Raw genomic sequence first — 9,793 nt, forward strand, 5'->3', positions numbered from 1 at the left:
ACGCGGCGAGCTCTTCAGCGCCGGCGGACGCGTCGTCAAAAACGTAACGGGCTACGACCTTTGCAAGCTCCTCGCCGGTTCCTATGGAACGCTTGCCGCGATGACCGATGTCGTCGTGAAAGTCCTGCCCGCACCCGAAAAAACGCGAACGGTGCTGGTTTTCGGCCTCGGCGATGAAGATGCAGCCCGCGCAATGGGCGCTGCGCTGACCTGCGAACATGAGGTCTCCGCTGCGGCACACTTGCCCGAACCGATCGCCAGGCGTTCGGCGGTCGGGTATGTGAACAGTGGCGGCAAACCGGTGACCGCGGTGCGCGTCGAGGGATTTCCTGCCTCGGTCCAACTCCGGTGTACGGCGATCAAAGTGTTGCTCTCGTCCTTTGGCCCCGTCGAAGAACTTCACGGCAAGAATTCCGCGATACTCTGGCGCGAGATTCGCGATGTCGAGCGACTCTTGCCTCAGCTCGAACGCGCAGTGTGGCGAATTTCGACGCCGCCTGTCGCCGGAGCAAAGGTCGCAGCCCGCATCGCAGCGAGACTCCCTGCGGAGCTCTATTACGATTGGGCGGGCGGATTGATCTGGGTGGCGTCGGCCGCGAGCGGCGATGCAGGTGCGGTCGTCATTCGCGACGCGCTGCGTGAATCGGGTGGGCACGCGACCCTTATGCGAGCGCCCGAGGCCGTGCGGGCGGCCGTCGAAGTGTTCGAGCCGCTTTCGAATGCAGTCGAGCGATTGAGCGTGCGCGTCAAGGAAAGTTTCGATCCGCGCCGCATCCTCAATCCCGGCCGCACTCATGCGGGCCGATAGCAAATGCAGACCAGCTTCACGCTCGCCCAGCTTGCAAATCCGAACATCAAGGAAGCGGACAAGATTCTCCGCGCCTGCGTTCACTGCGGGTTTTGCACCGCGACATGCCCAACTTACGTGCTTCTCGGGGACGAACTCGACAGTCCACGGGGTCGCATATACCTCATCAAGCAGATGCTCGAAGGGGGGAAACCGGCGACGACAAAAGTCGTCAAGCACATCGATCGGTGTCTTTCCTGCCTCTCCTGCATGACAACCTGCCCGTCGGGCGTTCACTATATGCATCTCGTCGATCACGCGCGCGCGCATATCGAACAAACCTTTCGTCGGCCCCTCGTCGATCGGCTCTTGCGCACTTTGTTGGCGCGCGTTCTACCGAAGCCCGCATATTTCCGCTTGGCACTCCTTGGGGCTTTCCTGGTCAAGCCGTTTGCCCGGATATTGCCCGCAAAACTCGGCGCCATGATTTCGCTTGCGCCTGGGCGACTTCAGTTCCCTTCCCGCATGGATCGCCCGCAGCGATTCAGTGCGGAAGGGACACGCCGGATGCGCGTCGCACTTCTCCCCGGTTGCGCGCAACGGTCTCTCATGCCTTCCATCAATGAGGCAACGATTCGCCTGCTCACGCGGCACGGATGCGAGGTCGTCTTGGTGCGCGGAGTCGGCTGCTGCGGCGCTCTCGTCCATCATATGGGGCGTGAGCAAGAGGCGCTCGATGCTGCCAGGTCGAACATCGAGGCATTTCGACGCGAGATCGAGCAAGGCGGTCTCCACGCGATTGCGATCAATGCGTCCGGTTGCGGCACGATGGTCAAGGATTACGGCTACATGCTGCGCAACGATCCTCTTTGGTCGGAGGCGGCGCAGCAGGTCTCCTCGCTTACCAAGGACATCTGCGAGCTGATGGAAGAACTCGGCCTCGCGGCACCTTCACGCAAGGTCGGAATTACCGTCGCCTATCACGGCGCCTGCTCGCTGCAGCATGGCCAGAGGGTCGTCAGAGCGCCGCGCGATCTCCTTGCAACCGCGGGATTCGATGTGCGCGAGGTCCCGGAGGGTCATCTTTGCTGCGGATCGGCAGGGACTTACAACCTGCTTCAGTCCGATATTGCCCGCCAGCTGCTCGCGCGCAAAGTCCAGAACATCGAGAGCGTTGGGGCCGACATCGTTGCTGCCGGAAATATCGGCTGCCTCGTTCAGATCGGAAACGGCACGCGCCTCCCGGTCGTGCATCCAGTAGAGCTTCTCGACTGGGCGACGGGTGGACCCATCCCAAAGGCGGTCCGGGCGATTGCGCAAAGGATTTCTTCTGGTCCGTGAGACCGATCCCGCTCACTGAAGATTGTGCGACGTCCGTCTTGGCGTTTTGGCCGTGGACCGCCATATTGGGTTCATGAAATGGCTCGTCATTTCGGCCCTTGCGGCTTTGTCGCTGGCGACTGCAGGTCGTCCCGCCTTTGCCGATCAAACTGACAGCCGGCTCGACAAGCTTTTCGCAGATCTCAAAGCGACGTCCGACCCGGTCGAAGGGGAAGCCATCACGGAGACGATCTGGCACATTTGGTACGAAACCGACAATACAAAGGCCGAAACGCTCTTGACCGAAGGCGTCGACGCGATGGAAAGCGATCGATACGACGCAGCACTTGAGGATTTCGACCGACTCGTCGAAACCGCTCCGAACTTCGCCGAGGGTTGGAACCGCCGCGCAACGCTCCTTTATTTGATGGGCGAGTTCGACGGCTCCGTGCGCGATATCGAGCGTACGCTGGAGCTGGAGCCTCGCCATTTCGGAGCGCTTTCGGGACTTGGATTGATCTACCTTCAACTCGGGAACGAGGAGGCAGCGCTCAAGGCCTTCAAGCAGGCGTTCGAGATCAATCCGCACCTTGAAGGCGTCAAGGAGAACATCGAGTCAATCGAGAAAAGCATGAAGGATAAGGGTATCTAAGTGGTGAGATTGGCTGGCGATTTTCGTGAGTTCACAAGGGTTTCACCCAGAGTTGATGACGTACCGGGCGCAAATCGGCATAAATAGATGGGGAAAATCAGCCCGCGAATCGCCAGTCACCTGTTAACGGTTCGGTGCCGTGTCGAGAGGAGTTCGATCATGCTGATCAAGCGCACGCCAGGTTGGGCTATCAGGGAGTCGGAGGCGACACCCGAGTCCGTCTTCGTCCGACGCCGCTCACTCGTCAAGGCGCTGGCCGCTGGTCCAATCTTGGCTCCGGTGCTGGCGAGCTCATTCGCTCGTCATGCACGCGCGGATGAAGAGGCGCTCGAAACCGACCCTTCGGCCAGCCTCTACCCTGCAAAGCATAATGAGAAATACACGCTCGATCGCGCGATAACGCCGGCCGACGAGGTAACCACCTACACCAATTATTACGAATTCGGCTCGCAAAAGAATATCTGGCGCCGCGCTCAGGCGATAAAGCTCCGCCCATGGACGGTCAAGTTCGACGGCATGGTCGAGAAGGAGATGGTTGTCGATATCGACACAATCCTCAAGCAGATGCCGCTCGAGGAGCGGCTTTATCGTCATCGCTGTGTCGAGGCGTGGTCGATGGCGGTGCCATGGACTGGGTTCCCCATGAAGGCGCTCGTCGACTTCGCAAATCCCCTCTCCTCGGCGCAGTACGTCGTAATGCAGACCTTCCAGGACCCGGCGACGGCACCCGGCCAGCGGGAATTCTGGTATCCCTGGCCCTATGTCGAGGGCCTTACGATGGCCGAGGCGACAAGCGAGCTTGCCTTTATGGGAACGGGCCTCTACGGCAAGCCGCTTCTCAAGCAGAACGGCGCCCCGCTCCGCCTCGTAACGCCGTGGAAATATGGGTTCAAGTCGATCAAGGCGATCATCAAGGTGACCTTTACCGACCAGCGCCCCAAGACGTTCTGGGAGACGATCGCCTCGAACGAATATGGCTTCTGGGCGAACGTCAACCCTGACGTGCCGCACCCCCGGTGGAGCCAGGCGACCGAGCGCGTGCTCGGCACCAATGATCGTGTGCCGACTCAAATCTTCAACGGCTATGGTCCCTACGTCGCCGGTCTTTACGTCGGACTGGAAAAAGAGCGTCTGTTCGTTTGAGAGCGAGGTACCGGCCGTATTCCGCGCGGTGCACACCGAAGGCGCTCGGTTGGCAGCGGTCCGGGCGGCACGACTGTCACTTGGCGCTGCTCGAGGGCCGCTCGCGTGCCTCAAGAAGATTGCCGGCCTTGTTGCCGTGGTGCGCGCGTGGACTCTAAGTCCTACGTTCAACGGTGTGCGCATTACGTCGTTAAGGTCGAATAGCGAAGAGCCGCACCGCGCGCATAATTTTTCCTCAGACGCAAACACCGCACCGGCCGTGGTAGCACTCGCTGCAGCAACTGGCGGCATTGCCGTCCGTTCAAGCGACAGTTGGACGCGGAAGTCGCTGGTTGCCGCAATCGTTACGGCATTTTTGCTTCACGCCGTCGCATTCCTGCTCTTCGTTATCGAACTGCCCAAAAAGGATATGGGATCGGAGCCACCGGCAATGCCTGTCGAACTCGTGATGGTGCCGCCACCCAAGGCCGCAGCGCCACCCTCTCGTCAGCAGCCTGTTCTCGAGCCCTCTAAACGGGAATCGGGCGGCGCGTCGGATCGCGCAGCGGGCCAGGCTCCCGACATGGCACCCGAACCGAACGAGGTGCCGGAACCGGTCGAGGCGCTTGAGCCTGTCGTACCGCCAATACCTTCAGCACCGCCTACTTCCGTCACGACGCCGGTACCATCACTTCCCAAGCCAAGGCCGACCCCGGCGGCGTTGCCGCACATACGTCGCCCGCCAGCACCTCTCCACAATGACAGTGCCATCGCGGGCGAGGGTGGAGGGGATCGATACCTCAATGCGATGCGCGATCGGATTATGAGCGAACTTGTCTATCCCGACGCCGCACACTCGCTTCGCCTTTATGGCGTCGCCATTTACGAGGTGCTCCTCGATCGCCGGGGCCAGCTGGTCGCCGTCGAAATGCGATTGTCGTCGGGTGAGGGCATCCTCGATGCGGCCGGCATCAATGCAATCCAGCATAGTGCTCCGTTTGGTCCGGTTCCTGCCGACGTTCCCGGCGAGCGAATCGGCGTCGAAATACGATTGCCGATGCAACCCTGAGAGTCTGGCTTCGGACCACGCCCTCCGCGCTGACCATTCAGGCTGTCTCCTGTCGCGAAAAATGCAAGAATTGCCTGGCGGAAGGACTTGACGAACGCGCCGGAAGCGATGCCAGCTCCGGCCCGTTCGAGCATTCGGGGGGCGGTAATGATCGTCGATTGCCACGTGAATTTGTGGGAGCCACAGCACGTGCGGCCTCTCTTCAGCGTCGGAACCGCATACTCCCGACCCGGCGCTGTAAGCCCGGTCGCGGATCCGGATACGGTTTACGCGGCAATGGCGCAAGTCGACAAAGCCATCGTCTTTTCCATTCGCTATGGCGACTCCGCGGGCATTGACGGCGACGACGAGGTGACGGCTCGTGCGGTGCGTAAATATCCCGACAAGTTCGTTGGCTTTGCCACGATCGATCCGCGCCGATCCGATTGTATGAATTTACTGCGACATGCCGTCGAGGTGCACGGCCTCAAGGGTGTCAAGTATGGTCCGATCTATAACGGTGTGTCGCTTCTCGATCCGCGGATGGAGCCGATCTATCGCTACTGCGTCGAGAGAAACCTCCCACTCACGATGCATATGGGAACCACCTTTGCACAAAATGCGCCGGTCGAGCTTGGCCGTCCGGTGGCGGTTGATGAAATCGCGACTCGCCATCCCGAACTCAAGATGATCATGGCGCACATGGCCCATCCTTGGGTCGAGGAATGCATCGTGATCGCGCGCAAGCAGCCCAACGTTTACTGTGAGATATCGGCCATCTTTTATCGGCCGTGGCAATTCTGGAACAGCTTGATCGCGGCTCAGGAATACCGCATCACGGAGCGCGACAAGATTTTTTGGGGTACGGACTTTCCCTTCGCCAAAGTCGAGGAATCAATCGAGGGCCTTCGGGGTGTGAATCGGCCAGTCGAAGGCACGTCGCTGCCACGCGTCAGCGGCGAAACGATCGAGCGGATTCTGCATTCCAATCCGTTCGAGCACTGGTGGCATGGGGGCCTGGCAATCGGCGCGTAATCACTCAGTTCGCCAATCCCATGCAATCGTCGAGGATCGATACGCATGCGCATCACCGAGGTTGAACCGATCCTGCTCCGCGGAGATCAATCTTACGGCACGAGCGCAGGTGCTGAAGAGGCGACGGACAATGGGGACTGGCAACTGCTTGTGCGAGTCGCGACGGATGAAGGGCTAGTTGGCTGGGCTGACGTAGAGACACTGGCACCAGCGGCGGCGGCCATTATCGCCGGGCGCGGCATGGCCGCACTCGGTTTCAAGACACTGTCCGAATTGCTGATCGGCGAGGACCCGCTCGATATCGAGCGGCTTTGGGAGAAGCTATACGTCGGTAGTGCCTATTACGGTCGGCGCGGTATCGCCATGCATTGCATCTCCGCGATCGATAATTGCCTATGGTCGATCCGGGCCGAGGCTGGGGGTGTGTCACTCGCACGCCTCCTCGGCGAGCGGCGGCACGACCGCGTGCTTGCCTATGCTTCAACGCTCTTTCGCTCGTCGCCCGAGGGGGTTGCAGCCGCTGCGCGCGGTTATGTGGAGAGGGGTTATAGGGCGGTCAAATTTGGCTGGGGCGTTTTCGGCGAAGATGCGGCTCGAGATCGCGAGCTTGTCGCGGCGGCGCGTGAGGCGCTCGGACCGGATCGCGTACTGCTCATCGACCCCGGCTGGTACCCGGCGGGCTGGACGAAACCAGGCCGGATGCGCACTACGCGCGAGGCAATCGAACTCTGCGCGTGGCTTTCCGAATTCAATGTCGGCTGGGTCGAGGATTTTATTCACCCCGAGCGCTTCGACGAGTATAGCCAAGTGCGCCGCTCAAGCCCTGTCCCGATTGCAGCCGGCGAGCAAATCCAGACGATTTGGGATTTCTCCCGCTTCATCGGCGAAGGGTGCGTCGACGTGATCCAGCCCGATCTTTCTCGATGCGGGGGCGTCAGCGTCGGCAGGCAGGTTGCGGCCCTGGCGGTTAAGAGCGGGATCGACCTCGTTCCACACTCCTGGCTCACCGACCTCCTCACGGGCTATAGCCTTCAGCTTATCGCGACATTGCCCCGCCCCCGCTTTGTAGAATTCAACGTGAGCCAAAGCGTCCTGACCAAAAATATCGCCCACGGCCCGTTCCAGTTGGCAGAAGACGGCACCATCAACATTCCCGACACGCCCGGCATCGGAGTTACAATCGATCCCGAGTTCATCGCGGCCCATCGGTTCGACAGGCCGTGAGGAAGGCTAAACAGGGCGCCTAGTGTGGTGGATTTGAAACCCCTGTCACTTTGGCGACACTCGCGTTTAGGAACTTCAAATCCGAACTAGAGGTTGACGCAAATGCGCATGGCGTCGAGCATTGCGGCATGTATGTTCCGCGCCGCCCACGCATCGCCGATCCGGTAAAGCGCGAAATTGCCTTGCGGATTTCTTTCGATCCGCTGCGGCTTCGCAACCGCCATCGCCACGAGGTCGACCTCGCCGAGATTACGCGACAGTGGCTTGAGTGCGAAGTATAGATCGTCATTGGGCAGCGTCGCATTATCGCCGATCACCTGATCGACCTCGATCTCGTCGGCATCCGCGCGATAGGCGTTTGACAGCACAGCCGTGAGCCGGTTTCCAGATGGCCGGACCGAGACGAGGCGCGTATCGGGACGGATTCGCACGCCGTATTTATAAAGCTCGTTCATGTGGGCGCCGAGGTTGGTGCCGCCAAGCTCGATCCCCAGCGCGCGGTCGGGTGTCACGATTTGCACCTTGGCACCCTTCGCCGCTGCGAATTCGGCACAGGATAACGCGGCACCGCTGCCGTTCTCGTCGAAAAGCAGGATATCGTGACCACATTCCACATTCCTTGCGAGAACGTCCCACGTTGTAGCCGCGAGGCGACTCCCCTCGAAATGGCCGACATTGGGCAGGCCGCCGGTCGCGATCACGACGACATCGGGTTTCTCGGCAAGAATGTCGTCCACCTCGGCGAGCCGGTTGAGCCTGACGTCAACCCCGAGCCGTTCCATCTGGGCGCCGAGCCATGCGGCGATACCGGCGAGGTCGCGGCGCCAGGTTGGCTTGGCGGCGAGGACAAGCTGACCGCCAAGCTCCCCCGCCGCCTCAAACAACACGACTTTGTGGCCCCGTCTCGCGCAAACACGAGCCGCCTCGAGCCCCGCAGGACCGCCGCCGGCGACAGCGACCTTCAGCTTTTTCCCTTGTGTCTTCTCGACCACGTGAGGGATCGTCGCCTCGCGCCCGGTTGCGACATTGTGCGCGCAGCATGCGTCCAGTCCCTTGAGGACCCGATCGACGCAATAGCCCGCACCGACGCAAGGCCGTATATCGGCCTCCTCCCCACGCGTCAGTTTGTTCACGTAGTGGGGGTCGGCGAGCATCGTCCTCGTCATCCCGACCATGTCGAGATATTTCTCGCGGACAGCGAATTCAGCGGTGGCGGCGTCGGTGATCCGTGTTGCGTGAAAGATCGCGACACCGACTTCCTGTTTGATCGCCCGCGCGAGCTTAAGGTACGCCGCCGACGGCACCCACATGGTCGGCCAGATCGTCGCCTCGCCTTTGTAATCCGTTGCCTGTGCGCCCACGACGCTGATGAAGTCGACGAGGCCGCTCCGCGCGTAAGTGCGCGCGATGGTAATGCAGTCATCCTGGGAGAGGCCGCCCTTCAGCATTTCGTCACCGGGCATGCGAATGCCGACCACGTAGTCCTCACCTACTGCGGTACGGACCGACTCCAATACTTCGAGACCAAGCCGAACCCTGTTCTCCAACGCACCACCATACGCGTCGGTGCGCTTGTTCATGGCGGGAGACCAAAACTGCTCGATGAGCGTGCCCGCTTGGCAGGATATCTCCACCCCGTCGACGTCGCCTTCACGTGCGCGAAGTGCTGCAGCGGCAAAATCGGCCCGTATGCGCCGGATATCATGGTCCTCCATGATCGCTGGGAAGGACGCGTGGATGACCTCGCGCAGGCATGACGCGGAAAACGTTGGCAACCAGTTGCGGATGTCCCACCGTTCGCGCCGTCCGCCGTGGGTGAGCTGCACAGTGCAGACAGCACCGTGCTCATGGATTGCAGCGGCCATTTTGCGATATCGAGGAACGACCGCGTCGGTCGATCCGTCGACTTGGCCGTAATAGCACGAGTTCTCCGGCGAAACCGTGGTAGCACCGCCGAATTGCGTGAGCCCCACCCCACCCTTCGCTTTTTCCGCGTGATATCGGATATATCGATCGGTAATGACCCCGCTCGTCGCATAGCCTGGAGAGTGGCTCGTGCTCAAGAATCGGTTCTTGATGCGCAGTCCCCGGATCTCAAGCGGCTGAAAGAGGCTTTCGAATGCGCCCATCATCCGGCTCCTTTGGGTCAAAGCGGCAGGACGGTTCCAACCTTTAGCGCGAGTGCCTTTTCATAGACGATCGTTGCGGCCGCGGTGTCGGCAAGGCCGATACCCGAGAACACAAGCCCACTTCGTTCGCTGGCACTCATCCGCCCCGGAATGCGTCCGGAAACGAGATCGGCTATCTCGCCGGCGAACGCGCCACGATAATTCAGTTGCTCGGGTCCGCCAGGTTTACTCTGCTCGACATCGTCGGTGACGACGCGGTCGTAGGCATGAAACGTCTCCGCTCGCCAACTGTAGCCGAGCTCGACCATTGATACGAAGGTGCCGGGCGAGGTCCATGAGACATCGAGAAACGGATTCTCCGGTGCTGCGTGAGGCACGCTGCTCACAACGATGTCGAGATTCTGAACCGCCAGCCGCGGCTCGGTCACGACGGTTGCTTCCACTCCGTGCGCTCGCACCTCGCGGGCGAACGCTTC

The 9,793-nt window shown here is 60.9% G+C and carries 9 protein-coding genes; 7 read left to right on the top strand and 2 right to left on the bottom strand.

Annotated features, from left to right (window positions below):
• From VEJ16_02230 to VEJ16_02260, 7 genes are all read left to right on the top strand, one after another.
• Positions 1-808 (top strand): 2-hydroxy-acid oxidase (locus VEJ16_02230; protein ID HYB08471.1); only part of this gene is annotated, 808 nt, incomplete at its 5' end.
• Positions 809-811: 3 nt separating this feature from the next.
• A complete protein-coding gene (glcF, locus tag VEJ16_02235; protein HYB08472.1) occupies positions 812-2,128 on the top strand; it encodes a glycolate oxidase subunit GlcF in 1,317 nt (438 codons plus the stop codon).
• Positions 2,129-2,180: 52 nt separating this feature from the next.
• On the top strand, positions 2,181-2,759 hold the full coding sequence (locus tag VEJ16_02240) for a tetratricopeptide repeat protein (GenBank protein HYB08473.1): 579 nt from the start codon (positions 2,181-2,183) through the stop codon (positions 2,757-2,759).
• A 159-nt stretch (positions 2,760-2,918) separates the two neighbouring features.
• Positions 2,919-3,902: a protein-methionine-sulfoxide reductase catalytic subunit MsrP gene (gene msrP, locus VEJ16_02245; protein ID HYB08474.1), complete on the top strand. Its 984-nt coding sequence runs from the start codon at positions 2,919-2,921 to the stop codon at positions 3,900-3,902.
• A gap of 49 nt (positions 3,903-3,951) precedes the next feature.
• Positions 3,952-4,950: a TonB family protein gene (locus tag VEJ16_02250; protein ID HYB08475.1), complete on the top strand. Its 999-nt coding sequence runs from the start codon at positions 3,952-3,954 to the stop codon at positions 4,948-4,950.
• Between the two features lie 147 nt (positions 4,951-5,097).
• Positions 5,098-5,964 carry an amidohydrolase family protein gene (locus VEJ16_02255; protein HYB08476.1) on the top strand — a complete coding sequence of 289 codons (867 nt, stop codon included), beginning with the start codon at positions 5,098-5,100 and terminating at the stop codon, positions 5,962-5,964.
• Between the two features lie 45 nt (positions 5,965-6,009).
• Positions 6,010-7,188 (top strand): mandelate racemase/muconate lactonizing enzyme family protein, encoded by a 1,179-nt coding sequence (locus VEJ16_02260; protein ID HYB08477.1) that lies wholly within the window; start codon positions 6,010-6,012, stop codon positions 7,186-7,188.
• An 86-nt stretch (positions 7,189-7,274) separates the two neighbouring features.
• Here VEJ16_02260 and VEJ16_02265 read toward each other — a convergent pair whose 3' ends face one another.
• Positions 7,275-9,320, bottom strand: a complete 2,046-nt coding sequence (locus VEJ16_02265; GenBank protein HYB08478.1) for an FAD-dependent oxidoreductase — start codon at positions 9,318-9,320, stop codon at positions 7,275-7,277.
• Positions 9,321-9,334: 14 nt separating this feature from the next.
• The coding region (locus VEJ16_02270) for an ornithine cyclodeaminase family protein (protein HYB08479.1) at positions 9,335-9,793 on the bottom strand (459 nt) is incomplete at its 5' end.

It is taken from the genome of Alphaproteobacteria bacterium, from assembly GCA_035625915.1.
Taxonomy (GTDB): domain Bacteria; phylum Pseudomonadota; class Alphaproteobacteria; order JACZXZ01; family JACZXZ01; genus DATDHA01.